The following is a 25,780-nucleotide window of genomic DNA, read 5'->3' as shown; positions in this document are numbered from 1 at the left end:
TGAAAAACAAAACCGGGGCGCGTGGCCCCGGTCTTCGCGTTCCCGACAGCTTAGACGCGTTCGAACACCGTGGTGATACCTTGGCCCAGCCCGATGCACATCGTGGCCACGCCGAGGGTACCGCCCTTCTGCTTCATCACGTTCAACAGGGTGCCGGAGATACGTGCTCCCGAGCAACCGAACGGATGGCCCAGCGCGATGGCGCCGCCGTGCAGGTTGACCTTCTGCTCCATCTTGTCGAGCAGCTTCAGGTCCTTCAGCACAGGCAGGGCCTGGGCGGCGAAAGCCTCGTTGAGCTCGACGAAGTCGATGTCGTCCATGGTCAGACCGGCACGCTTGAGCGCCTTCTGCGTCGCCGGTACCGGGCCGTAGCCCATGATGGCCGGGTCGACACCTGCCAGGGCCATGGAGCGGATCACGGCCATCGGCTGGATGCCCAGATCCTGCGCGCGTTGCGCCGACATGACGATCATGCACGAGGCACCATCGGTAATCTGCGAGGAGGTACCCGCAGTGACGGTGCCACCCTTCGGATTGAAGGCAGGCTTGAGCGCGGCCAGGCTCTCGAGTGTGGTTTCCGGACGAATGGTTTCATCGTAGTCGAAGACCTTGAGGAAGCCGTTCTCGTCGTAGCCTTCCATCGGGATGATTTCATCCTTGAACATGCCATCGACGGTTGCCTGATGCGCCAGGCGATGCGAACGCTCACCGAAGGCATCCTGCTGTTCGCGAGTGATGCCGTGCATCTTGCCCAGCATCTCGGCGGTCAGCCCCATCATGCCGGACGCCTTGGCGGCATACAGCGACAGCTGCGGGTTCGGATCGACACCGTGCATCATGCCAACGTGGCCCATGTGCTCGACCCCACCGACGACGAAGACATCACCGTTGCCGGTCATGATCGCCTGGGCGGCCGTGTGCAGCGCGCTCATCGACGAGCCACACAGGCGGCTGACGGTTTGCGCGGCGCTGGTGTGGGGAATGCGGGTCAGCAGCGAGGCCATGCGGGCAATGTTCCAGCCCTGCTCCAGGGTCTGGTTGACGCAGCCCCAGATCACGTCTTCCACTTCGGCCGGGTCGACCTTGGGGTTACGTGCCAGCAAGCCATCGATCAGGTGCGCGGACATGGTCTCGGCGCGGGTGTTGCGGTGCATGCCGCCCTTGGAACGACCCATCGGGGTACGGCCGAAGTCGACAATGACGACGTCTCTCGGGTTAAGGCTCATATTCTTTCCTCGATTAACCGTAGAAGCGCTGGCCGTTGGCAGCCATCTCACGCAGCTTCGCGGTCGGGTGGTACAGCGGGCCCAGGTCGGCATACTTGTCGGCCATCGCGACGAATTCGGCGACGCCGATCGAATCGATGTAGCGCAACGCACCACCACGGAAGGGTGGGAAGCCGATGCCGTAGATCAAACCCATGTCGGCTTCGGCAGCTGTTTCGACGATGTTGTCTTCCAGGCACCGAACGGTTTCCAGGCACAGCGGGATCATCATGTAGTTGATGATGTCCTCGTCGGACAGCTCGCGGGTCTCGCTGACGATTGGCTTGAGCAGCTCATAGGCCTGGGGATCGACCACCTTCTTCGGCTTGCCCTTCTTGTCCATCTCGTAGGCGTAGAAGCCCTTGCCGTTCTTCTGACCGAGGCGGTTGGCCTCATACATGACGTCAACAGCGGTCTTGCTGTCATCCTTCATGCGGTCCGGGAAGCCTTCGGCCATCACGTCACGGCCGTGGTGGCCGGTGTCCATGCCGACAACGTCCATCAGGTACGCCGGGCCCATGGGCCAGCCGAACTTCTCCATCACCTTGTCGGCGCGAACGAAGTCGACGCCATGGGCGATGGCGCGAGCGAAGCCGCCGAAGTACGGGAACAGTACGCGGTTGACCAGGAAGCCTGGGCAATCGTTGACCACGACCGGGCTCTTGCCCATCTTCTTGGCGTAGGCGACGGTGGTGGCGATAGCGGTTTCGCTGGTCTTCTCACCACGAATGACTTCCACCAGCGGCATCATGTGCACCGGGTTGAAGAAGTGCATGCCGCAGAAGTTTTCCGGCCGCTTGAGCGCCTGAGCCAGGTAGCTGATGGAGATGGTGGAGGTGTTGGAAGCGATGATCGCGTCTTCGCGAACGTGGCCTTCCACTTCGGCCAGCACGGCGTGCTTGACCTTCGGGTTCTCGACCACGGCTTCGACGACGATGTCGACGTTGCCGAAATCACCGTAGGACATGGTCGGGCGGATCGCGTTAAGCGCCTGAGCCATCTTGTCAGCGGTCAGACGGCCTTTCTCGACACGCTTGCCGAGCAGCTTGGAGGCCTCGTCCAGCCCCATCTGGATACCCTCTTCGCGGATATCCTTCATCAGGATCGGCGTGCCCTTGACAGCCGACTGGTAGGCGATACCGCCACCCATGATGCCAGCGCCCAGTACCGCAGCCAGTTTCACGTCGCGGGCCTGCTTGTCGTAGGCCTTGGCCTTCTTCTTCAGTTCCTGATCGCTGAGGAACAGACCGACCAGGCTCTGCGCAACCGAGGTCTTGGCCAGTTTGACGAAGCCTGCAGCCTCGACTTCGATGGCCTTGTCGCGGCCGAAGTTGGCAGCTTTCTGGATGGTCTTGATCGCCTCGACCGGGGCCGGGTAGTTCGGACCCGCCTGACCGGCAACGAAGCCCTTGGAGGTTTCGAAGGCCATCATCTGCTCGATGGCGTTGAGCTTGAGCTTGTCCAGCTTGGGCTGACGCTTGGCCTTGTAATCCAGCTCACCGGAGATGGCGCGCTTGATCAGGTCCAGAGCAGCGTCCTGCAGCTTCTCAGGGGCGACCACGGCATCGACCGCACGCACCTTTAGGGCGTCTTCAGCGCGGTTTTCCTTGCCCGAGGCAATCCACTCGACAGCGTTGTCCACACCGATCAGGCGCGGCAGACGAACGGTGCCGCCGAAGCCCGGGTAGATGCCCAGTTTGACTTCAGGCAGACCCACCTTGGCGTTGGTCGACATGACGCGATAGTCGGCCGCCATGCACATTTCGAAACCACCGCCCAGGGCTATGCCGTTGATCGCGGCGACCGTGGGTACGCCGAGGTCCTCGAAATCGCTGAAGATCTTGTTCGCTTCGAGATTACCGGCGACCAGCTCTTCGTCCGGCAGCTTGAAGTTGTCGACGAACTCGGTGATGTCGGCGCCGACGATGAATACGTCCTTGCCGCTGGTGACGATGACGCCCTTGACCGAGGTATCCGCCTTGATGGCATCGACGGCCTGGCGCAGATCATTGAGAGTGAGGCGGTTGAACTTGTTGACGGACTCACCCTTGAGGTCGAAATTCAATTCGACGATGCCGCTCTCAAGAGCCTTAACCGTGATGGCTTTACCTTCGTAAATCATCAACTGATCTCCACGGTATGGAAGCTGAACGTTACGTGTCGCACGTCTGCGGCCTTGAACCGCCACCGGGCCGCGGAAGCGACCCAGAGAAACGACACCCACCGACACGATAATCCGGGCAGACGGCGCTTGCAGGGCAAACGCTCGATTCATACGCCCGTTTGATTTGGGTGAGCACACCTTCATGGAAAAGCGAGCCATTGTCAATCGGCGCCAACAGCCCGCCGACTCGGCTCACGGCCAATCAGTCCGATAAGACTAGCCGACGCCCAACGCGTGCGATTCGAACCGGCGGATCAGCATCCATCAATCATCATTCATATGCGTGATGCCCGCTTCGCCACGCACTGGAACCCCGCCTGCGGCTGGTCGTCACAAATTCACGACGCGCCGAGTACACTGCGCGCTTTACGTTCACGGCCGCGCCTCCACGCGCAGGCATCTCCAGGAGTTTCGAATGTCCGCCCCCATTGCCCGTGCCGACCAGGGCTCCGACCCTTACAAGTGGCTGGAAAGCCGCGACGCGCCGGATGTGCTCGATTACCTCAAGGCCGAAAACGCCTACCTTGACGAGCAGTTGGCTGGCGAGGCCGAGCTGCGTGAAAAGCTGTTTCAGGAAATCAAAGGCCGCATCCGCGAGACCGACCTGTCCCTGCCGTCGCCTTGGGGACCGTGGCTGTACTACCAGCGCACCACCGCTGGCGACGAATACCCGCGCCACTACCGCTGCGCCCGCCCACTCGATGGCTCACTGACCGTCGACGAGCAGAGCGAGCAGCTTCTACTCGACCCTAACGAATTGGCCGCCGGTGGCTTTCTTTCGCTGGGTGCGTTCAGCATCAGCCAGGACCACGGCAAACTCGCCTACAGCCTCGACCGCGAGGGCGATGAGATTTATCGCCTGTATGTCAAAGACCTGGCCAGCGGCGAGGTCAGTGAACTGCCTTTTGATGACTGCGACGGCAGCATGACCTGGGCGAATGACAGCCAGACCCTGTTCTATGGACAGCTCGACGAAACCCACCGCCCACACAAGATCTTTCGCCACCGTCTTGGCGAGCCGGGCAGCCATGAAACCTTCCACGACCCGGACGGCCGCTACTTCGTCCACTGCTACCGGGCCAGTTCCGAACGCCAGCTGATCATCCTTGCCAACAGCAAGACGACCAGCGAAGCCTGGGTGTTATCAGCGGACTACCCTGAGGGCGAGTGGGTCTGCCTGGCACCGCGCGAAGAGGATCACGAGTATTTCCCCGATCATGGGCTGCTCGATGGGCAGCCCTGCTGGCTGATCCGCAGTAACCAGGCCGGCATCAATTTCGCGCTGTACCAAGCGCCTGAATCCAGTCCGCAGCGCCAACATTGGCAGGTGCTCGTTCCCCACAACGACACGGTCATGCTGGAAGACATCAGCCTGAACGCAACGGCGCTTACGCTGAGCCTGCGCGAAGGCGGGCTGCCCATCATTGAGGTTCGCCCGCAAGCCGCGCCGCCCTATCGCCTACAGTTGCCTGACGCGGCCTACAGCCTGCACGTGCACAACACCCTGGAGTTCCATAGCCCGGTCATTCGCGTGCGCTACGAAGCGCTCAATCGCCCGGCACAGATTCGTCAGCTCACGCTAGGTAGCGGCGAACAGCAGGTGCTCAAGGAGACGCCAGTTGAAGGGCCCTTCGATGCAGAGGCTTACGAAAGCCGGCGCATATGGGCCACTGCGGCCGACGGAACCCGCGTCCCGATCAGCCTGGTTGGACGCCGCGACGCCTTTACCTCGGCCGCCCCACTCTACCTCTATGGCTATGGCGCCTACGGCCATAGCCTGGACCCGTGGTTCTCGCATGCGCGCCTCTCGCTACTCGACCGCGGCTTCGTGTTTGCAATCGCTCACGTACGCGGCGGCGGCGATCTTGGCGAAGCCTGGTACCGCGCGGGTAAGCTGGAGTACAAGACCAACACGTTTACAGACTTCATTGCCTGTGCCGAACAACTGATCGCCGACGGGCTAACCACGTCGTCACAACTTGCCATCAGCGGTGGCAGCGCGGGCGGCCTGCTGATCGGCGCGGTCCTTAACTTGAAACCGTCGCTATTCGGCGCGGCGATCGCCGAGGTGCCCTTCGTCGACGTTCTCAACACCATGCTCAACCCGGACCTGCCGCTGACGGTCACCGAGTACGACGAGTGGGGTGATCCGAACCAGCCTGACGTCCACGCGCGCATCAAGGCGTATGCGCCCTACGAGAACATCACGGCCCAGGTCTATCCGCCGGTGCTCGCAGTTGCCGGCTACAACGACAGCCGTGTGCAGTACTGGGAAGCGGCCAAGTGGGTCGCCAGGTTGCGTGCCACCCGCACCAACGAGAGCCTGCTGTTGCTCAAGACCGAGTTCGGCGCCGGGCACGGCGGCATGAGCGGCCGCTACCAAGCGTTGAAGGACGTAGCCCTGGAATATGCGTTCCTGCTCAAGGTTTTCGATCTAACCCAGGCGTAAGCCGGAATGGCCGCAGGTCGGACCGGCTTACGCCTGACGTAAGCGTTGCGGAACGGGCTGGCGGCCTGGAGGGTCATCTGATTCACACCACAACGGAGTGAAGGACCATGAACCTCGGATCCAACAAACACACCCCACAGAACGTCCAGGGCTGGGAGCGCGCCGCCTCCATCGCCGGAGGGCTGTTCTTTCTTGGCAAGGGCCTTAGCCGCGGCGGCCTGGGGGGCATCCTGCAGGTTGCGATGGGCGGTATGGCGCTAGCCCGCGGATTTACCGGCCACTGCGAAGCCAAGCGGGTGCTCTGCGAACTCGAGGAACACACACGACTCGCAGAGGGGCGCTCCCACAGCATGCCGCTGCACCGTCATGAATCGGACCAGCAGCAGCTCGAACGTAACGCGCGCGCCGCGACGGAAACCGCGACAGTGACCGGAAACGAATCGCTGCGTAATCCGCCGACGGGTGTCTGACCCAGCAGCTACAGCTGTCTGGGCACCACGAGCAAGCCAGCACGCTCACCCACCGCTACATCCGCCAGCGGAAACAGGATGCGCTCATCTGTGCCTTCGGCGACCCACCGGTGAGTGCCGTCTTCGGCAAGCAGCATGCCCGCAGGCAATGGTGTGAAATTTTGAATGTCTGCGGGCAGGCGCAGGACGAACGCCTCGCTGCGTTTGATGATTTCCCGAGCCAGACGAAACCCTTGCGGCTTCTTTAAAGGCAGATCGGGCGACCGCGGGCGTGCCTCGATCCAACCTTGCACCGTTGCCAAGAGTTGAGGCAGGCAAGCAGGCCAGCCGCCTCCAGGCGCCTCGGCGACTTCCACCGTATAGGCGTCGGCATCGTGGCGGGTGGCGGTATGGGCACTGAACGTGGCTGACGGCCGCTCCTGAACGAGAACGGCATCAACTGCGGCATCACCCAGCCGCCATAGGCTCGCTTCAGATACCGTTCGCCCGGCGACCCAGGGGCATACGGCAAATTGGGGTAGGCATGACGGGCGCATGGCCGAATGCAGGTCGTAGTGCCAACGCGCTCTTCCGGGCACTTGGAAAAATGCCGCGACCAGCCGCTCCAGCAAGGCTACACGCTCAGCTTCCCAGCCGGTTTGACCGGCATGAGCGCCACAGAACAGCCGGTTCAGGTCCTGCCCGATACGGCGCACACCCGCGCGCATCGCCGGAGGGTTGCACAGCAGCAGCAACAGGCGCGCCCGGGGACGAATCTCCCCTCGCCCGATCCGCTGCAGCAATTGATCGAGTAGTTTGACCGGTACCACCTCGCAACCATGCACCCCGGCCGACAGCACCAGGTCCAGGCCTGCGTCATCAGCCGCGACGGGCGTCAGCTCGAGCGAGCCTTCGGCCAGCCAGCGAACCCGCGCGCCGGCAGGCGTAAACACTTCCCGCTCAGCCGGCTCGCTACCGGCGAGGGTCAACGGCAGGAGGTCGGCGAGCAGGGACACGGATGTCAATGATCGTGATTGCAGTCAGGGCCGTGGACATGATCGTCGCCGCCCGCCTCGACCGGCTCCATTTCCAGCTCAAGGCTGACCAGGTTGGTTGCCAGCGGGCGCAGCAGCAGGTTTGCGTACTCGGTGTCGCCGTCCTCGACATCCACGCCGATCATCAACTGGTTGTTGCCAACCTGCTGAATCCACACCTCGCGGCCCTGCCACATCACGGCAAAGCGGGTGCAGGAGGTTTCCAGCTGGGTTCCATCAACATCTTCCAGGATCAGTTGCAGGCTATCGCTCATGACATCTCGTCTCGTTGGAGGTATAGGAAGGGCGCCTCTGGCGCCCCGGAGTACTCAGGCCTGCGCCAGCTTGGCGGCTGCGCGTTCGAAGCGGGCCAAGCCCTCAGCAATGTCGGCCTCCTCGATCACCAGGCTGGGCGCCAGTCGGATCACATCAGGGCCGGCTTGCAGGATCATCAGCGCTTCCTTCTCGGCCGCATCGAATATCTCGCGTGCGCGCCCTTTCCAGGTCTCGTTCAGCACACACCCGATCAGCAATCCCATGCCGCGCACCTGATCGAACAAGCCATGGCGCTGGCCGATGTCGAGCAATCCGCGCTTGAAGCGCTCGTGGCGCGCCTTGACGCCCGATAGCACCTCCGGCGTGTTGACGATATCGACTACCGCTTCAGCCACGGCGCAGGCCAACGGGTTACCTCCGTAGGTGGTGCCATGCGTGCCCACGCTGAAGTGCTTGGCCACTTCATTCGTGGTCAGCATCAGACCAATGGGGAAACCGCCACCGAGGCTTTTGGCATTGGTGAGGATGTCCGGCGTCACACCGTAATTCATGTAGGCATAGAGCTCGCCGGTGCGGCCCATGCCGGTCTGAACTTCGTCGAAGATCAACAGCGCGTTGTACTTGTCGCAGAGCGCCCGTGCGCCGTCCAGGTAGGCCTGCTCGGCGGGCAGCACACCGCTTTCGCCCTGGATCGGTTCCAGCACCACTGCACAGGTCTTGTCCGAGATAGCAGCTTCCAGCGCAGCCAGGTCGTTATACGGCACGTGGCTGATGCCTTGGATTTTCGGGCCAAAGCCATCGGAGTATTTGGGCTGGCCACCCACTGTCACCGTGAATAGCGTACGCCCGTGGAAGCTGTTGACTGCCGAGATGATCTCGAATTTCTCGGCCCCATGACGATCGTGCGCGTACCGGCGGGCCAGCTTGAATGCCGCCTCGTTCGCCTCAGCGCCGGAATTGCAGAAAAAGGCACGGTCGGCGAAGGTCGCGGCGACAAGCTTCTTGGCCAGGCGCAGCGCCGGCTCGTTGGTGAAGATGTTGGAGATGTGCCACAGCTTTCCGGCCTGCTCGGTCAGGGCTGCCATCAAGGCCGGATGGGCGTGGCCAAGCACGTTCACGGCAATGCCACCGGTGAAGTCGATCAGCTCGCGTCCACTCTGGTCCCACACGCGGGAGCCCTCGCCTCGGACCGGGATAAACGCAGCCGGCGCGAAGGTGGGAACAATGACCTGGTCGAAATCGGCACGATCTACCGGGATATGCGGGGCGGACATCAGGACTCTCCTGCGATGAAAAATGAAAACGCCCCGCCATGGCGGGGCGTTGCCCGCGCAGTTTAAACGCAGGGCCAGTGGAATGGGCGACCCCGCGAAAATTCTCCGGACACCCTCTACGGGCTGTCAGGACAGCGAATGCTGACGATCCAGTTCGATCGCTTTGTCCAGTGTTTCCAGCAGCGCTTTGCGTACCTTCAGCTTGGTATTGCGGTGCGCCGTCATGTTGATCTTTTTCAACTGCTCCGCGGTGGCCCGTGCGACCGGCATCAGCTCGCCCGCTGGCACCACTCGGTCGAGAAAGCCTGCATCGACGGCACCCTGCGGGTCGAAGATCTCGCCGTTAATGACCGAGCGATGAAATGCCGACTTGCGCAGCCGGTCCCGCGCAAGCTCGATGCCTGCGTGGTGCATGGTCATGCCGATCTGGACTTCGTTCAGCCCGATGTTGAATGCGCCTTCCACTCCGATCCGATAGTCGGCGCTGAGCAGCAGGAACGCGCCCTTGGCAATCGCATGGCCTGTGCAGGCCACGATGATCGGAAATGGGTGGGCGAGCATGCGGCGGGTAAAGGTCGAGCCGGTCGCAACGAGCGAGATGGCGTTCTCCGCGCTCGAGGTCATTACCTTGAGGTCGTAACCGCCGGAAAGAATGCCGGGTTGCCCTGTGAGGATGACTACGGCGCGGTCCTGCTCGGCGCGGTCGAGCGCGGCATTGAGGGCATCGAACACGGCCGGCGACAACGCGTTGACCTTGCCGTTGCTGAGGGTCAGCGTGGCGATGCCATCGTCGAGTTCGTAGGAAACCAGTTCACTCATGGCGAGAATTCCTTGTTAGAAGTCGCCAGACGTTACCCAGCCAACCGAGTCAGGTAAAGCACGGCGACCGACCGCTCGGTCACGAAACAGGGCCTTTCGAAGGGAGAGCAAGCACTAGCGGATCGCGTCCGGTTCCGGTTCGAGTTCCAACACGGCAAGCAGCTCCGGGTGAAGAATGCCCTGCAACTGCGGATCGGAAACATACAACCCGAAGGAGCCATCGGACAGCCCGCTGCTGATCCGGTACGGCGTGCCTTCGGCATCGACGGTGAGCTGCGCCAGGTCCAGGTAGCGGGGCTCGCAAGGTTCCTTGGCCGCGTTGCGCAATACCACTACCTTGGGTCGCAGATGCAGTTGCGGGTGCTTCTCCAGCACCAGCGCCACCTCACCAGTGTGCAGCTCGACCAGCGTGCCCACGGGAAACACCCCGAGCCAGCGGATGAATTCGTGAACGAGCGCTTCGTCGAACTGCTGGTCCGCACCGCTACGCAGCACGTCGTAGGCAGCCTGGATCGGCCGCGCATTGTCGTAGGAGCGATGGCTAGTGATCGCATCGAAGGCGTCGACGATGGTGATCACCCGCGTGGTGAACGGAATCTGGTAACGGTCGAGACCGAGCGGATAACCACGCCCATCGAGCCGTTCATGATGACCGTGCGCCGCTTGGGCGGCAGCAGGTGGGATATCGGCCTGCGTGCATAGCGCCTGATAACCGAACGCCGGATGCTGCTTGATAAGAGTGAACTCTTCCTGGGTGAGCTTGCCCGGCTTGTTCAGGATCTGAGGATCGATCTTCATCTTGCCGACGTCGTGCAGCAGACCGGCGATGCCGAGCAGCTCGATCTTCTCGTCCGATAGCCCCAGGTGAGTCCCAAACCCCATCGCCAATATGGACACCGACAGGCAATGCAGGCTGGTGTAGACGTCTTGGGATTTCAATCGCGTCAGCCAGAGCATGGCGCTCTCGTTGCGCAGCATGCTTTCGAGGTTGCGCTTGACCAACTGCTGGCAGGCCTTGGTGTCGATTGCCCGCCCATGCTGCACATCGAGTAGGACCTGATCGAGCACCGTTACGCTGTCGTAATAGGCGGCACTGGCCTCCTGCACCTCGAGCGAGAGGGGGATGCGGTTTAGCCTGCGCTCGACCTTGAGCGGGGTCGCCGATGACACGATCACTTGCCCGTCGTCGACCAGCACGCGGCGGGTGTCATCGACGAAGACATAATCGCAGCGCTCGCGCACTGCCTGGATGTGTTCCAGTTTGAGCAGAGGAAAGCCTTGGAACAGGAAATCGGTCTGGCGCCACGGGCGGTCCAGCTCGCAGATAAACATGCCAAGCTCCAGATGGCTGACGTGCAGGCGCCGCTTGGTTGGAACCAGCACCGCATCTGGTCGCTTGCGCTTGCTTTTGAATAACTTCATCGAAGCCTTTCCCGGCTCTTCATATTCAGGTGTCGTCATCAGGCCGAACGGCGTACACCAACTTGACCTCAGAACCCTAGAACATGCAGAGGTTCCTTGGATACGCGCAATTAGCCAGTATTTAAACCGCCGCTTAACCGCATGAAAAAACTCAAAAAGTTTTTGCCATTGGCGAAGTGTTCGGCTACATTAGCGCGCCTCGACGGACTGACCTGTCCTCGAGATCCGGTGAGGTGTCCGAGCGGTTGAAGGAGCACGCCTGGAAAGTGTGTATACGGGAAACCGTATCGAGGGTTCGAATCCCTCCCTCACCGCCAGACCCCATACAAAGCCCCGCCATGCGGGGCTTTGTCGTTTCAGCAGTCCAACTTTCCTGTCGCCGGCATCATCTCTGCCGCTCAGTTGCCGCCCGATGCACCCAGCCCCGTTCCGCCTGGCCCTGCGTTCCCGTTACCGCCCGATGTTCCGATTCCACCCGCTGGTGCACCACCGGTCGAGCCGGCGTTTCCATTTGCACCATTGCGGGGAGCGGATTCGCCTGGTGTACCCGTCGTGGTCGAGATCCCGGGACCGGTCGTCGATTGGCCCGGACCAGTGGTCGTGATCGGCGGTTGCTGCGTGCCTCGCTGCACCGGATCGGGATCGCCCACTGGATCATTGCTCAGGCCTGGAGTTGGCTCCGACTGCGGGGCCGCGGCACGCGGGCCGATCGCCCGGTTCGGCCGTGCCGCTCCGGCAGCCGCTCCCTGCTCGCTCCCGGCGGCAGCCTCTGGCTCGCGGATGGCATTGATTTCACGCGCCGTTTCGCGCCGCTCGGCTTCCATTCGCTCCCCGATGCGTTCGCGTTCCTCTTGCAGGGTCAAGTTCCGCTCCTGCGCCAGCACTTGGCCGGTCAGCGCCAAGGGCGCCAGAAGCATGGGAATCAGCAGTCGGTTCATCTGCGTTGCCTCCATTTCTCGTGGCTTACATGACGATGGACACCCCGGCGGCGCAGGCGTGCGTAAGTCCTGTCGCGTTAACCATGGTCCACATATTGCTTCAGTTTTCGCGGAACGATGCTGATCCAAACTTGCGTGCCCAGCGTCGAACAGGCCCCTCGACTTCGCGGCCTGGCCTCCCGTACTGCTCGTTTCACCCGTTAAGCCATCAAGACGCGGGACGGCCCGATCGACGCCCGCGCCTACGACAACAAGGCCGCCATCATGTTCAAGCACAAGAAATTCAGGCAGGCGACAATGATTCTGATCGCCACGGCAGTGGTGCTGATCCTGCCCAATCTCAGCCGACTGATCAGCTGAACACCTTTACGTCAAGGAGAACCGGCATGCATCGAGTGTTGATCCTTTTCATGGCCCTCACCCACTGGGCCATGGCCGGGCAAATCGACCAGCCCGCAGCCTTGCAGGCTTTGCAGGAACCCGGCGTCGTGCTGATCGATGTACGGACCGAACAGGAGCACGCTCAGGGCGCCCTCCCCGGCTCCACTCGCATCGAGACCAGCGAACTGGCCGATCGTATTGCCAGCGTCGCACCCGACAAAGACACGCCGGTGGTGCTGTATTGCCGCAGCGGCACTCGCTCTTCGGCGGCGCAGGACAAGCTGCGAGCGATGGGTTACAGCCAGGTGTACAACGCCGGCGGGTACGACGATCTCAAGGACCTCGTCCCACCTCGCTGACGTCGCCGTCTGCTACAACGGTCCGCTTTCGAAGCGGCTGATCAGGGAACTAATGCGCGGCCATGACTACTGAAAAAGGAGTCATCGCCCTTGCCAGAAGACCCGGAGGCCTCGCTTGATGAATTGGGACCTGATGCTGAATGAACAGCTCTGGATGAACATCGCCATCGTTCTTGGCATCACCGTTGTCAGCTACCTGGTCATGCAGGCTGTGCTGCGCATCATCACCAATCGGCTGCGCAAGCTTTCGAAAGGCTCGACCACCGGCTTTGCCAGTATCGCGGCGGAAATGCTCAGCCGCACCAGCCATATCCTGCTGATCGCTCTTTCCCTGCTCATCGCGCTCAAGGTCGTGCAGCTGCCCGCTCGCTGGGAACTGGCGATGGCACACGGCTGGTTCATCGCGCTGGCGTTCCAGATTGCCCTGTGGCTGGACACTGCCGCTCGCCTATGGATGGAAAGCCTGACCCGGGACGGCAAGACGCGGAACCCGGTCACCACGACCATCATCGGCATCATGATCCGCATCGTTATCTGGACGATGATGCTGCTCTCGATTCTGGCCAACCTTGGGGTCGACATCACGGCCATGGTCGCCAGCCTCGGTGTTGGCGGTATCGCCATTGCGCTGGCCGTGCAGACGCTGCTCAGCGATATCTTCGCTTCGCTCTCGATTGGTGTGGACAAGCCCTTCGAGATCGGGGATTTCGTCGTCTTTGGTTCGGTCGCTGGCAACATCGAGCACATCGGCTTGAAAACCACCCGAATCCGCGCCCTGAGCGGTGAGCAAGTGGTGTGCTCCAACGCCGACCTGCTCAAGCAGATCCTGCACAACTACAAGCGCATGAACACCCGGCGGATCGTGTTCAAGTTCGGCATCACCTACAACACGCCAAGCGACAAGGTGCGCGAAGTTGCCGCCCTGGTAAAACGCATCATCGACGGCATCGAAAATGCCAACTTCGACCGTGCGCATTTCCTGGCTTTCGACGACAGCCAACTGACCTTCGAGGTCGTCTACATCATGCAAGTGTCGGACTACAACGCGTACATGGATGCCCAGCAGGAAATCAACCTGAAGCTGCTCGATGGCATTCGCGAGATGGGCGTGCAGTTTGCCTTCCCCACGCGCAGTGTCGAATTCATCGGTGGCAGCTTCCCGGAATTGAACGTCGCCGGCGTGCCGAAACAAGGCCCGGCTGCCAACCAGCAAGGCGCCGACGCCCGGCTACAGCCCAACGCCTGACATCAAGCGGTGCCTGGCACCGCCGACTGGTCAGTGTGACTGGATGCGCTTGTGCGCCTCGATCAGCTGCGGCACCACGCCTGGGTCTGCGAGGGTCGACACATCGCCAAGCGCATCGAAATCATCCGTCGCGATCTTGCGCAGAATGCGCCGCATGATCTTGCCCGAGCGTGTTTTGGGTAGCCCGGGCGCCCACTGGATCACATCCGGTACGGCAATCGGCCCAATCTCACGACGCACCCACTGTTGCAGCTCCTGACGCAATTGATCGGTGGGCTCCTCCCCGGCAACCAGCGTGACATAGACGTAAATGCCCTGCCCCTTCAACGGATGCGGCACCCCGACGACTGCAGCCTCGGCCACCTTGCGATGCGCAACCATCGCGCTTTCGATCTCAGCGGTGCCCATGCGATGGCCCGATACATTGAGTACGTCATCCACACGCCCGGTGATCCAGTAATAACCATCCTCGTCCCGGCGCGCGCCGTCACCGGTGAAATACATGCCGCGGAATGTCTTGAAGTAGGTATCGACGAAGCGGTCGTGGTCGCGGTAGATGGTGCGCATCTGCCCGGGCCACGAATCGAGAATCACAAGGTTACCTTCGGTCGCGCCTTCAAGCAGGTTGCCGAGGTTGTCGACCAGGCCCGCCACTACCCCAAAGAACGGCCGGGCTGCCGAACCGGGCTTAAGTGCTGTCGCACCGGGAAGCGGGCTGATAAGGATGCCGCCAGTCTCGGTCTGCCACCAGGTATCGACGATCGGGCAGCGCGATTTGCCAACCGTCTCGTAATACCAGTGCCAGGCCTCAGGATTGATCGGCTCGCCCACCGAGCCCAGCAATCGCAGGCTGGAGCCATCGGCGCCCTGCATCGCCGCAACGCCTTCGGCCATCATCGAGCGGATTGCGGTCGGTGCGGTGTAAAGCACATTGACCTTGTGCTTATCGATAATCTGGGCGACCCGAGTGACGTCAGGATGATTCGGCACACCCTCGTACATCAGCGTTGTCGCGCCATTGGCTAGCGGCCCGTACACCAGATAGCTGTGGCCGGTGATCCAGCCGACGTCGGCGGTACACCAGTAAACCTCGCCGGCCCGGTAGTCGAAGACTCGCTCGTGGGTAAGCGCGGCATACAGCAGATAGCCGCCACAGGTATGCAACACGCCCTTGGGTTTGCCCGTGGAGCCGGACGTATAGAGGATGAACAGCGGCTCCTCGGCACCCATCTCTTTCGGCGCGCAGACATCACCCGCAACGTGCATCAGCTCGTCGTACCAGATGTCGCGATGCGGGTTCCACTTGATCGCGTTGCCGGTGCGCCGGACCACGATGATCTTCTGAACGCAGTTTGTCTGCGGGTTCGTCAGTGCCTCGTCGACGTTGGCCTTTAGCGGAACCACCTTGCCGCCACGCAGGCCCTCGTCGGCCGTGATCACCACCTTCGAGCTGCCATCGATGATGCGCCCGGCCAGCGCCTCGGGGGAAAACCCACCGAAAACCACCGAATGGATTGCGCCGATGCGGGCGCACGCCAGCATCGCCACTGCCACTTCAGGAATCATCGGCATGTAGATCGTCACCACGTCGCCGCGGTGCACATCTTGTCCGCGCAAGGCGTTGGCGAACTTGCTGACCTCATGGTGGAGCTCGCGGTAAGTGATCCGCCGGTGCTCAGCGGGATCATCGCCCTCCCAGATGATCGCAACGTCATCACCGCGCTTTTCGAGATGACGGTCCAGGCAATTGGCCGAGACATTCAGCGTGCCGTCGGCGAACCACTTGATATCGACATGGTGGTCATCGAAGGAGGTCTGCTTGACGCGAGTGAAGGGCTTGATCCAGTCGAGTCGCGCCGCCTGCTCGCGCCAGAAGCCGTCAGGGTTGACCACTGACTGCTGGTACATGGCCTTGTAGGTGGCCTCGTCGGTCAGCGACCGTTCGGCGACTTGCGGGTTCACGGGATACAGGGACGCAGCGCTCATGGCAGTACCTCACTCGTCGGTCTCGTTATCTTTCGAATAACCCCTGTCCTACAGGCGAACCATACGAATCCAAACCAAGCGCCTGGCAGACTTCATCTTCGAGCTACGCGGGGCCAAAGTGTTCCACCGGGCAATACCGGCCTTCTGCAAGCATAGACCTGTTCGGCCAGGCGTACTTCTCGGCTGACGGCTGTCTCAGCTTCATCGCCCCTCCAGGAATGTCCAATGCCCGCCCCGTCGAATACCCTGTTTCGCCAATTCAAGCGGATCACGGAAAGCATCGCCTTCTACCCGGTGATCATTACGGCCGTCTATGCATTGATTGCCGCCGCGGTGCTGACCTTGGAGAACAGCTCGATGGCTGCCCCGGTCAGCGAGCGGCTACCGGCGGGCCTGCGCGATCCTGATACCGGTCGCGAGATTCTCGGCACGCTGGTAACCAGCATTGTCTCGCTGACCGTATTCAGCTTCTCGATGGTCATGGTGGTACTCAATGGCGCCGCGGCCCGCCTGACACCCCGCGTACTGCCTGGCTTGATCAGTGACACACGCAACAGGGTCATACTCGGCATCTATCTGGGCAGTACGCTGTATTACCTGTTGTTGATCAGCGTGATCGATACCAAAGACTCGACCAGCATCCCCTCTGTAGGCGTGGCCCTTGCCGTACTGATGGGCATCTTCAACCTGGCGATGTTCGTCGTGTTCATCCGCTCGGTGTCGCAGTCGATCCAGGTCGACTGGGTGTTGAACCAGCTTTACCAAGGCGCCTACGCCAACCTGGAGAAGCGTAAAAAGCGGCTCTCAGATGCGGGGCCCTTTCCGGATGCAGCAGGTTGGTGGTGTCTCCCGGCCTCGCGCCCCGGCTACTTACGCGCTGTGAACGAGCGACGGCTGGGCGAGTTGCTGAGCAAGCGCGGCCTGGTCGCAGTGATCCAGGTAGAGCCCGGCTTCTTTCTCGTCGAAGGCCATCCGCTGATTCGGTTCAGCGAGCCCCTCGACGAGCATGAACAGGCCTGGGCGACCGATTGTTTCGACTTCCACAACAACGAGTTCGCCAGTGCCAATGTGTCCTACGGCATGCGGCAAATGGCGGAAATCGCGGTTAAAGCCATCAGCCCCGCCATCAACGACCCCGGCACGGCGATGCGAGCGGTGAATCTCATCAGCGTTCTGCTGCAGCGAATCGGGGGCGTGCCGCCCTACGACGTTGGCTGTTTCGATGAGGGCGTGCCGCGCCTTTTCTATCCGCAACTGGCTATGCCACGCATGCTGGAGACGGTTATCGCGCCTATTCGGGTGTACGCCAGCCAGGATCCGCTGGTGATCATCACGCTGCTGCAGTGCATGAAGAATGCGCTGCACGACAGCCCGAGCGACGAGCAAATCGAGGCAATCCACGAAGAAATAAGGGCGCTGCGCGACCAGGCGGACGCTGAAGTCGCAAACTGGCGGGACCGGCAGGCGGTGAACGATGCAATCGATCGATTACTCAGGCTCGAAGGACGCAAGCATCCGGCCGTCACGTTTTTACCCGTCGAGAACGAAAGGTTGGGCTGAAACCCACGCGCCGCCAACGGAGGCGGCGCGGTTTGCAGGGCCTGTCAGTTACCAGCGTTTGCAGCTTCCGCGGCCTTGATCAGGTCCGGGCCAATCTCGGCCTCGTATTTCTTCCAGGCTGGGCGCACCGCGTCGCGCCAGGCGTTGCGCTGCTCTTCGGTCAGCACAAGGATTTCGCTCTTGCCGGTGTCGAGAATGTCCTGACGGGCCTTGTCGTTGAGCGCCTGCGCCTGACGATTCACCTCGGTGGTGACTTCATTCGATGATCGCCTCGAGCTCGGCGCGCACCGGTGCAGGCAGACCGTTCCAGAACTGCGTGTTGGTGATCAGCAGGTAGTTTCCGATGCCGTGATTGGACTCGGTCATGTACTTCTGCACTTCGAAGTAACGCTGGCTGTAGATGTTCGACCAGGGGTTGTCCTGCGCATTGACCACGCCGGTCTGCAGCCCTTGGTAAATCTCAGCGAAGGCCATCTTGCGCGGCACGGCACGCAACGCGGTGTACTGCGCCGCCTGCAGGTCCGATGGCTGCACGCGGAACTTCAACCCCCGCGCGTCGCCAGGCTCGCGCAGCGGCTTGTTGGCGGTGAACTGGCGCATGCCGTTGAGCCAGTAAGCCAAGCCGGTGATGCCTTTGTCCTCCATTGACCTGAGCATCGCCTTGCCCTTGTCCGATTGCTGAAAGCGCTGGGCTGCGGCGACGTCATCGAACAGGAACATCAGGTCGAACAACTGCAGCTGCTTGGTGTACTGCTCGAGTTTGGAGGGCGCTGGGGCAAGCATCTGAACCTCGTTGAGCAACAGCGCTTCCATCTCCTTACCGTCACCGTATAACGAGGAGTTGGCGTACACCTCTACCTTCACCTTGTCGGGCATTCGCTCCTCTACCAGCCTTTTGAACAGCAGGGCGCCCTGCCCTTTTGGCGTGGTGTCAGCCGTGATGTGCGAAAACTTGATGAGGATGGGCTCAGCCGGCTGTTGCTCAGCTTGCGCGCTGAACACGGCGCACAGGGCCGACGCGGCCAGTAAACGGGTAACGCTGCGCAGAAAAAGTCGTGCCATGGGAAAGCTCCGTCTTGTAGTTGTGGTGAGCTGGGTACGGTCTGGACTCTACGCGGCGTGATTTGGGCCTGAAATTCATATTTGACCAAGCGAGGCTTCGCCCGACGCGAAGGCACCGCGCTGCAGGTCGCAGTATCACCCCTTCCCTTCGCGGCTGGTGAGGTGCTCAAGCATCTGTCGGGCCGTCACCGACAAGGCATCGAGGTTGCGCACGCCGAGCTTCAATTCGCGCTGCGCCCAGGGGTCGGTCAGCGGGATCATCGCCACGTCCAGCACCGGCAGGTAGTTACGCACGACCTGCTCAGGCAGCACACCGATGCCCATGCCGGTATGGATCATCCGGCAGATCGCCTCGAAGCTGCGCACCTGGATACGCAGGCGCAGGGGCGTGCCGAGCTGCAACGCGGACTGGTGCAGCAACGCGTGCAACGAGGCGTCTTGCTGCAGCCCGATGAAGTCGTAGCCGACCGCTTCGCGCAGCGCCAGCGCCGACTGCCCAGCCAGCGCATGACCGCGCGGAGTCACGAGCACAAGCTGGTCCTGCCGATAGCTGAACACTTGAAGATCGTCCGCGGCCATGTGCCCGGCGAAGATACCGATATCGGTGAGCCCTTCACGCAGCGCCCTCAACGTGTCGCTGCTGACACGTTCCTCGAGGTCAATCTTCACCTCGGGATGGCGCCTGGCAAAGCTGCTCAGGTCCTCGGGCAGGAACTCGATCACGGCCGAGGTGTTGGCGTGGATGCGCACGTGGCCTTTGACGCCCTGGCTGAACTCACTGAGGTCCGCGTCCAGCTGTTGGAGACTGTCGAGCAGATTGCGAGCGTGGTGCAGCAGCGCGTGGCCGGCTGGTGTCAGCTCCACGCCCTTGGGTTGGCGATAAAGCAGGCTGACCCCGAGCTGCCCTTCAAGATCACTGACGCGCTTGCTGACGGCCGCCAGCGCCAGATGCTCGCGCTCCGCAGCGCGCGTCAGGCTGCGCTCGTCGGCAATCGCCGCGAACAGCCGCAAGGTGACGAAATCGATCCGGCGCATCTGGCTAACCCTGTTCGTGACTGGCGAAGCGCCAACCATAAACCGCCTTGATCGTGGCGGCATCAGGATTCTGCCTTCGCAGTACGCGAAGGCTTGCTTGGTCATCGGATAATTGTTCACTGCCGCGCGCTGAGTCATCCTGCGCCTACAGAGCTACCGGCACAGGTGTTGTGATGAACCAGAAGAACGAAGACAGCATGCCGCTGCATGGCCTCAAGGTCATCGAGATGGGCCAGCTGATCGCCGGCCCCTTTGCCAGCAAGATGCTCGGCGAGTTTGGCGCACAGGTGATCAAAATCGAGCCGCCGGGCGTCGGCGACCCGCTGCGCAAGTGGCGCAAGCTCAAGAACGGGACCTCGCTTTGGTGGCACGTGCAGTCACGCAACAAGCAGTCCGTCACGCTCGACCTCAAGGCGCCCGAGGGCCAGGACATCGTCCGCAAGCTGGTCGCCGACGCCGACGTACTGGTCGAGAACTTCCGCCCCGGCACGCTCGAGGGCTGGGGGCTGGGCTGGGAGGAACTGTCGCGCATCAATCCGCGGCTGATCATGCTGCGCATTTCGGGTTACGGCCAAACCGGCCCTTACCGTGACCTACCGGGTTTCGGCGTGATCGGCGAAGCCATGGGTGGCCTGCGCCACTTGTCTGGCTACCCGGGCCAGCCGCCGGTGCGGGTCGGCGTGAGCATCGGCGACTCGCTTTCGTCTCTCCACGGCGTGATCGGCGTATTGCTTGCGCTTCAAGAGCGCCAGCGCAGCGGCCGAGGCCAGGAGATCGACGTGGCGCTCTACGAATCGGTCTTCGCCATGATGGAAAGCCTCGTGCCGGAGTATGACGCCTTCGGCTACATCCGCGAGCCGGCAGGCAGCGCGCTGCCAGGCATCACACCGTCCAATTCATACCTGTGTAACGACGGCGCCTACGTCCTTATCGCGGGCAATGGCGACAGCATCTATCGGCGCCTGATGCACCTCATCGGCCGGCAAGACCTTGCCGACGACCCCCGTTTCGCCCACAACGACGGCCGCGCCCAGCACGCCGAACTGATCGATGCCGCCATTGGCGAGTGGACGGTCAAGCACAGCCGCGACCAGGTCATCGAGGCACTGAAAGGCGCCCGTGTACCGGCGGGATATCCCTACAACGCGGCCGACATCGTGAAAGACCCCCACTATCTCGCGCGACAGATGATCGAGCAGGTGGAGACCAGCGCCGGGCCGCTGAAAGTGCCGGGCGTGTTGCCCAAGCTCAGCCGCACGCCGGGACGTATCGGCGAAGGCGGCCCGCAACTGGGCGAGCACACCGACGATGTGCTGGCCGGCCTCGGCCTGACCGAGGACCAGGTTCGCGGCCTACGCGAGCGCGGCATCGTCTGAACCCAAGGCTTAGCCCGGAGACACCATGACCCAACGCCTTTACATCCAGGACGTCGCCACGCGCGATGGCTTCCAGATCGAACCGACCTTCGTCCCCACCGAGGAGAAGATCGCCCTGGTCGACCGCCTTTCCGAAACGGGCCTGGCGAAGATCGAGGTCACCTCGTTCACATCGCCAAAGGCCATCCCCAACCTGCGTGATGCCGAAGATGTGATGCGCGGTATCCGCCGCGTCCCGGGCGTCGAATACACCGTATTGGTGCCCAATGTGAGAGGCTGCGAGCGGGCGCTGGCGTGCCAGGTCGACGAGATCAACCTGGTGATGTCGGCCAGCGATACCCACGGTTTGGCCAACCTGCGCATGACCCCCGAGCAGTCGCTCGAACAGTTCGAGGCGATCATCGAGGTTACCCGCGGGACCTCCGTATTCATCAACGCCTCACTGTCGACCACCTTCGGCTGCCCGTTCGAAGGCGCGGTGCCGCAGGCACGCGTGCATGAACTGGTACAACGCCTGCTGGACATCGGCGTGCAGGGCGTGACGCTCTGCGACACCACCGGCATGGCCGACCCGGCGCAGGTCGAGCGCCTCTGCAGCGACCTGCTCGCGCGCCATCCAAAGGTCGTCTTCACCGCGCACTTCCACAATACCCGTGGCATGGGGCTCGCCAATGCGCTGGCTGCGCTGAAAGCCGGCATCGACCGCTTCGACGCCTCGCTCGGCGGCCTCGGCGGCTGCCCCTACGCACCCGGCGCCAGCGGCAACATCTGCACCGAGGATCTGGTGCACATGTTCGAGCGCATGGGGCTGAACACAGGCGTCGATCTGCATCGGCTGCTCGCCTGCGCGGCCAGCCTGCCCGACCTGCTCGGCCACGACGTGCCGGGCGCCATCCTCAAGGCCGGCACCTCGGATCGACGCTACCCCAAGCCGAAGTGGATGGACGGCTCAGTTTGAGGCTAGGGTGCGGGGCCGAGTCCTTCGCACCGGTTGCGGGATGAGGCGTACTCACGCCTATCGCTCGGCAAGCGCCAGCCGTGCGCCCAGCGCGGCGAAAGCGACCGCAAAGCTGCGTCGCAACCACGCCAAGGCTCGTGGTGAACCGATTACCCGCTCGCGCAACCGTCCGGCAAGCAGGCCGTAGATAACGAACACAACGAAGGTCATCGCCATGAACACGCCACCCAGCGTCAGCATCTGAACGGTCGCTCCGCCCGCATGCGGGTCAACGAACTGCGGCAGAAAGGCGAGAAAGAAGATCGATAGCTTAGGGTTGAGGATATTGATCGGCAGCCCGCGCAACGCCACTCGCCAGAGCGCGCCGCTTCCTGCGACAGGGCCCGCTAGAGCACCCATATCGCGCCACATGGTCCAGGCGAGATACAGCAGGTAGGCGACGCCAAAGAACTTCACCACCTGAAATGCCACTGCGCTGAGATGCAGCACGAGCGCCAGGCCAAGCAGGCTGGCGCCCAGTGCCGGCAATATGCCAAGCGTGCAGCCCAGCGCCGCGAAGAAGCTGGCGCGGCGCCCCAGCATTAGCCCGACCGACACTGTGTACAGCACGCCCGTACCGGGAATGAGCACGACGATCAGTGCGGTCAGCAGAAATTCAGGGTTTGGCATCGGCGAACCTCGCTCAAAGGGGGCCAAGCAAGCCTAGACCATATGTATGTACTGAAACGTACCGGTTTCGGTGCACATTCCGCGCTGTCGCAACGCCGGCAAAACTGACCATTCAGGTCAGTTCGTCAGCCTACAGACAAAGCCAGCCTCGCCGCGTGAACAGCCCGCTTCGTTAACCGCTTCGCCTTCTTGAAACCCGCCCCACGCCTTACGTCACAAAACCGACTCATCCCTATCGATACGCCAAACAAGTGGCGCACCGCTTGCTGCTGCCGGGCAGCCTTGATCAAAAAACAACAGGAGCTTCTGCATGGACCACGCTAAAGGCCGGCCTTATGCACCCGGTAGGCTGACAGTTCGAACGCTGCTCGGCCTGGCCCTTTGCACCCCAGCCTGGGGCACGCCTTTGCCACCGCCCGAGCTGATGCCGGAAATCCAGCAGGAGTTCGTCCGCCTGTACGAGCTGCCCGATTCGCTGCTGCGCCTGCAAGTCGAACCGGCGCTCGAGATCTTCCCGGAATATCGCAGCACGCTCGTACAGTACCTCGGTCAGGAGGCCAGTCCTGAACGCCAGGCGCTGCTGGCCAGCATCGCCAAGGCCAGTGAGCAGGAACGTATCGCCTGGTTCCAGACGCCTCGGGGTCGCGGGCTCATAGCCGCCGGAACCGTGGTGACGGCCGCCGCGCTGGTGGCCCGCCGCCACTCTGACGACGACCGGCCAGCTCCCGTGGAAAACGCCCGGCCTGCTCCGCTGCCCGAGCCAGAACCCACGCCAGCACCGACACCCGACCCTGCACCTACGCCAACGCCAACGCCAACGCCAACGCCTGAGCCTGAGCCACAACCAACGCCGACCCCAGACCCAGCCCCCGAACCGGATCCTACGCCCGAACCGGAACCGGCACCCGAGCCGCCTCGGGTCGCCGTCCCGGAAGATTTTCGGACGGCCGAATTCAACCGCGCCAACCATCTTTCGATCCTTGGGGCCGACCATGCCTACGCGCGTGGTGCCACAGGCGAAGGGATAATCGTCGCCGTGAAGGACACGGGCGTCGATATCGACGCCCCCGAGCTACGCAACCAGATCGCCCCCGGTGGCGACTACGTTACCGATGGGGGCGAACGGATGTCCGACACCGGCACCCACGGTACGGCTGTGGCCAAGGCCCTGGCCGCGGAGAAGAACGAGTCGGCCGGGCATGGCGTGGCCTATGACGCCAAGCTACTGCCGATCCGGGTATTGGGTAGTGGCGCGCTGAGCGACCGCGACCAGGTCGCCCGGGAAATCCAGTACGGCGCGCGCGTTTCAAACAACAGCTGGAGCCTGACCCGCGCCGGCGGCGGAACCTCTCGCATCGAGGACAATGCCGACGGCGGGGCCTGGGTACGCGATCACTTCGGCCCGATCTACCAGCAAGGTGTCGATGCCGGCATCGTCTACGTGTGGGCGGCGGGTAACAGCGCCGACAGCCAGCCCAGCTCACTCGCCGCACTGCCCGTGCTGGTGCCGGGGCTGCAAGGCCAGTGGTTGGCCGTGGTCGCGGTCGACAACCTCGGCACGTCGGCGGGCAACATCTCCAGCTACTCGAACCGCTGCGGCGATGCCGCGGCCTGGTGCATCGCCGCGCCCGGGCAGGTCGTTGTCGATGTCGGCGCAGACGGCCAACCGCAGTGGGTCGCGGGCACCTCCATCGCCGCACCGCAGGTCAGCGGCGGGGTCGCCCTGCTGATGGACCGGTTTCCAACGCTCAGTGCCGAGCAGATCGTCCAGCGCTTGCTCGTGTCGGCCAGCAAGACCGGGCCCTACTCCAATCAGGCAGTCTACGGCCAGGGCTTGATGGACCTGAACGCTGCCACGCAGCCGATCGGCGCGTTAATGATCGAAACCAGCAGCGGGAGGATCGTGCCCTTCAGTACGAGCGTGCTGAGCGAAAGCTCGGCGATGGGCAGCGCCATCCGCGACTCGCTCGCCAAGGTCAGCCTGGTCCTCAAGGACAGCCTGGATGCACCGTTCATCTACAGCGGCACCGTTCTCAGCGGCAACACCCAGGCCGACCGCACCCGCATCGACACAGACGGCTACCTCGCGCGTTTCGACCAGGAATACCGCGTGCAATCGTTGGCCACCGAGGGTGGCCTGCGCCTGGATTTCACGGCGGGTAGCGAAGGCAGCGGGCTCGCGGCACTCGGCGAAGTCCAGGCGTGGCAGCCGCTGGGTCCCGACCTTTCGATGACCGCCAGCTTCAACACCGATCCCTCCTGGAACCAAGGCCTCGCGACCCTGGCACCGTCACTTAAATACGCCAGCCTTACGCGTGCACTGGGCAACCCCTACCTGAGTCTGGATGAACGCGCGAGTGGCGCCGGCATGCATTGGCAACTCGGCAGCCGCTGGCATGGCGGCGTGCAGGTTCAGGCCGGCGAGGCGCCGCATTTTGCCGAGCGCAAGGGATCCGACCTGCAACAGAGCGTGCAGACCGAATGGGGCTACGTCGCACCGTCTGGGCTGGCCGCCAGCGTACAGGTGGGCGTACTGAATGAAGAGAACCGGCTGCTCGGTACGCAAAGCGATGGCCTGTTGAGCAACGGGCAGGCACGAACCCTGTTCAGCGGCCTGAACCTGGCGTTGCCGTTGAATGAAGACTGGCAGCTCTACGGGCGTTACAACCACGGGCAGACGCGGCTCGCTGGCTCCGGCTGGATGCAGGCCGGCCGTTTGAACAGCGACAGCTTCACGCTGGGCGTCATCGGTCGACCGGCCACTGGCTGGCAGCTCGGCGCGCTCGCCTACCAACCCCTGCGGATGAAGGACGGCACGCTCTCGACAACGCTACCGACCGGCATCAATCCCGATAACAGCGTCAGCTGGAAACGGGTCGACCTGAACCTGGACGCGAGCGGCCGGCACATGGAATACGAGATGTTCTTCCGCTACGACGTGCCGGTCTGGGCGATCACCTTCAAGGGCAGCCTGCTGCGCATCGAGGACTACAACAACGAAGCGGGCAACGACGACCTGATGCTGATGATCAACGCCGGCATGACGTACTAACGGCCC

General features: G+C 62.5%; 19 protein-coding genes, 1 tRNA gene and 1 pseudogene. 9 read left to right on the top strand and 12 right to left on the bottom strand.

Features of this window, described 5'->3' with window-relative positions; genetic code table 11:
• Nucleotides 1-50 precede the first annotated feature (50 nt).
• Nucleotides 51-1,226 (bottom strand): acetyl-CoA C-acyltransferase FadA, encoded by a 1,176-nt coding sequence (gene fadA, locus M1D78_RS07835; RefSeq protein ID WP_437419785.1) that lies wholly within the window; start codon nt 1,224-1,226, stop codon nt 51-53.
• Nucleotides 1,227-1,239: 13 nt separating this feature from the next.
• Entirely contained in the window at nt 1,240-3,387 is a 2,148-nt protein-coding gene (gene fadB, locus M1D78_RS07830) for a fatty acid oxidation complex subunit alpha FadB (RefSeq protein ID WP_437419786.1), read from the bottom strand.
• A gap of 457 nt (nt 3,388-3,844) precedes the next feature.
• Between fadB and M1D78_RS07825 the strand changes: the two genes are divergently transcribed.
• Both M1D78_RS07825 and M1D78_RS07820 read left to right on the top strand, forming a co-directional pair.
• A complete protein-coding gene (locus tag M1D78_RS07825; RefSeq protein ID WP_437419787.1) occupies nt 3,845-5,878 on the top strand; it encodes a S9 family peptidase in 2,034 nt (677 codons plus the stop codon).
• A gap of 107 nt (nt 5,879-5,985) precedes the next feature.
• Nucleotides 5,986-6,348: a YgaP family membrane protein gene (locus M1D78_RS07820; protein WP_437419788.1), complete on the top strand. Its 363-nt coding sequence runs from the start codon at nt 5,986-5,988 to the stop codon at nt 6,346-6,348.
• Nucleotides 6,349-6,356: 8 nt separating this feature from the next.
• On the opposite strand, the gene M1D78_RS07815 is transcribed toward M1D78_RS07820, so the two are convergent.
• The 5 genes from M1D78_RS07815 to M1D78_RS07795 all read right to left on the bottom strand — a co-directional run bounded on the left by M1D78_RS07815 (nt 6,357) and on the right by M1D78_RS07795 (nt 11,152).
• Entirely contained in the window at nt 6,357-7,343 is a 987-nt protein-coding gene (locus M1D78_RS07815; protein ID WP_437419789.1) for a succinylglutamate desuccinylase, read from the bottom strand.
• Between the two features lie 5 nt (nt 7,344-7,348).
• Entirely contained in the window at nt 7,349-7,636 is a 288-nt protein-coding gene (locus tag M1D78_RS07810; RefSeq protein ID WP_437419790.1) for a topoisomerase II, read from the bottom strand.
• A gap of 54 nt (nt 7,637-7,690) precedes the next feature.
• Complete coding sequence (locus M1D78_RS07805) at nt 7,691-8,911, bottom strand: aspartate aminotransferase family protein (RefSeq protein ID WP_437419791.1); 1,221 nt, start codon at nt 8,909-8,911, stop codon at nt 7,691-7,693.
• A gap of 126 nt (nt 8,912-9,037) precedes the next feature.
• Entirely contained in the window at nt 9,038-9,730 is a 693-nt protein-coding gene (locus tag M1D78_RS07800; protein ID WP_437419792.1) for a crotonase/enoyl-CoA hydratase family protein, read from the bottom strand.
• A 114-nt stretch (nt 9,731-9,844) separates the two neighbouring features.
• On the bottom strand, nt 9,845-11,152 hold the full coding sequence (locus tag M1D78_RS07795) for an HD-GYP domain-containing protein (RefSeq protein WP_437419793.1): 1,308 nt from the start codon (nt 11,150-11,152) through the stop codon (nt 9,845-9,847).
• Nucleotides 11,153-11,379: 227 nt separating this feature from the next.
• Between M1D78_RS07795 and M1D78_RS07790 the strand changes: the two genes are divergently transcribed.
• Nucleotides 11,380-11,469: transfer RNA gene (locus M1D78_RS07790), tRNA-Ser, on the top strand.
• An 81-nt stretch (nt 11,470-11,550) separates the two neighbouring features.
• On the opposite strand, the gene M1D78_RS07785 is transcribed toward M1D78_RS07790, so the two are convergent.
• A complete protein-coding gene (locus M1D78_RS07785) occupies nt 11,551-12,090 on the bottom strand; it encodes a hypothetical protein (protein ID WP_437419794.1) in 540 nt (179 codons plus the stop codon).
• Nucleotides 12,091-12,476: 386 nt separating this feature from the next.
• Here M1D78_RS07785 and M1D78_RS07780 point away from each other — a divergent pair, with 386 nt between their 5' ends.
• Entirely contained in the window at nt 12,477-12,830 is a 354-nt protein-coding gene (locus M1D78_RS07780) for a rhodanese-like domain-containing protein (protein ID WP_437419795.1), read from the top strand.
• A gap of 118 nt (nt 12,831-12,948) precedes the next feature.
• Nucleotides 12,949-14,076 carry a mechanosensitive ion channel family protein gene (locus M1D78_RS07775; RefSeq protein WP_437419796.1) on the top strand — a complete coding sequence of 376 codons (1,128 nt, stop codon included), beginning with the start codon at nt 12,949-12,951 and terminating at the stop codon, nt 14,074-14,076.
• A 30-nt stretch (nt 14,077-14,106) separates the two neighbouring features.
• Here M1D78_RS07775 and acs read toward each other — a convergent pair whose 3' ends face one another.
• The gene (gene acs, locus M1D78_RS07770; RefSeq protein WP_437419797.1) at nt 14,107-16,062 is read right to left on the bottom strand and encodes an acetate--CoA ligase; all 1,956 of its coding nucleotides are present in this window, start codon (nt 16,060-16,062) and stop codon (nt 14,107-14,109) included.
• Nucleotides 16,063-16,287: 225 nt separating this feature from the next.
• Here acs and M1D78_RS07765 point away from each other — a divergent pair, with 225 nt between their 5' ends.
• Complete coding sequence (locus M1D78_RS07765; RefSeq protein ID WP_437419798.1) at nt 16,288-17,622, top strand: DUF2254 domain-containing protein; 1,335 nt, start codon at nt 16,288-16,290, stop codon at nt 17,620-17,622.
• Between the two features lie 44 nt (nt 17,623-17,666).
• Here the strand turns inward: M1D78_RS07765 and M1D78_RS07760 are convergent.
• Both M1D78_RS07760 and M1D78_RS07755 read right to left on the bottom strand, forming a co-directional pair.
• Nucleotides 17,667-18,684, bottom strand: a pseudogene (locus tag M1D78_RS07760) (DctP family TRAP transporter solute-binding subunit).
• A 135-nt stretch (nt 18,685-18,819) separates the two neighbouring features.
• Nucleotides 18,820-19,719: a LysR family transcriptional regulator gene (locus M1D78_RS07755; protein WP_437419799.1), complete on the bottom strand. Its 900-nt coding sequence runs from the start codon at nt 19,717-19,719 to the stop codon at nt 18,820-18,822.
• 173 nt (nt 19,720-19,892) lie between these two features.
• Here M1D78_RS07755 and M1D78_RS07750 point away from each other — a divergent pair, with 173 nt between their 5' ends.
• Entirely contained in the window at nt 19,893-21,095 is a 1,203-nt protein-coding gene (locus M1D78_RS07750) for a CaiB/BaiF CoA transferase family protein (RefSeq protein ID WP_437419800.1), read from the top strand.
• Nucleotides 21,096-21,120: 25 nt separating this feature from the next.
• Nucleotides 21,121-22,053 (top strand): hydroxymethylglutaryl-CoA lyase, encoded by a 933-nt coding sequence (locus M1D78_RS07745; RefSeq protein WP_437419801.1) that lies wholly within the window; start codon nt 21,121-21,123, stop codon nt 22,051-22,053.
• 57 nt (nt 22,054-22,110) lie between these two features.
• Here the strand turns inward: M1D78_RS07745 and M1D78_RS07740 are convergent, their stop codons facing one another.
• A complete protein-coding gene (locus M1D78_RS07740) occupies nt 22,111-22,722 on the bottom strand; it encodes a LysE family translocator (protein ID WP_437419802.1) in 612 nt (203 codons plus the stop codon).
• Nucleotides 22,723-23,032: 310 nt separating this feature from the next.
• Between M1D78_RS07740 and M1D78_RS07735 the strand changes: the two genes are divergently transcribed.
• Nucleotides 23,033-25,774, top strand: a complete 2,742-nt coding sequence (locus M1D78_RS07735; RefSeq protein ID WP_437419803.1) for a S8 family peptidase — start codon at nt 23,033-23,035, stop codon at nt 25,772-25,774.
• Nucleotides 25,775-25,780: the final 6 nt, after the last annotated feature.

Source organism: Pseudomonas sp. SA195 (assembly GCF_054131565.1).
This window is presented reverse-complemented; position numbering and strand designations above follow the sequence as displayed.